Source organism: Pseudomonas sp. PME37.24/025, assembly GCF_055556615.1.
Window position 1 is genome coordinate 1 of the sequence record NZ_JBVHNK010000055.1, and the last position, 364, is coordinate 364.

The 364-nt window shown below is 72.5% G+C and carries 1 protein-coding gene; it reads right to left on the reverse strand.

Features of this window, described 5'->3' with window-relative positions; translation table 11 throughout:
* The coding region (locus tag ACZ3HH_RS29465; RefSeq protein WP_465810046.1) for an isocitrate lyase/PEP mutase family protein at positions 1 to 364 on the reverse strand (364 nt) is incomplete at both ends.

The following is a 364-nucleotide window of genomic DNA, read 5'->3' on the forward strand; positions in this document are numbered from 1 at the left end:
GCGCCGGAGTCACCCCGCCCTCGCTCATGTTGGCCATGATCGGGCCCTCGAGCTCCGCGCCGATCCGGCGGAGGTCCGCCATGGAGGACGGCGCGTCGATGAAGACGACGTCGGCGCCGACCTCGCGGAACCGCTGCGCCCGCGACAGCGCCTCGTCCAGCCCGAGCGGCGCGAGCGAGTCGGTGCGCGCGACGATGACGGTGTCGGGATCGCGCCGAGCCTCGACCGCGGTGGCGATCTTGCGGACGGCTTCGTCGGCGTCGATGACCTCCTTGCCGACCATGTGGCCGCAGCGCTTCGGCCAGACCTGATCCTCGATCTGGATGCCGGCCGCCCCCGCCGCTTCCAGCATGCGGACGTTCGC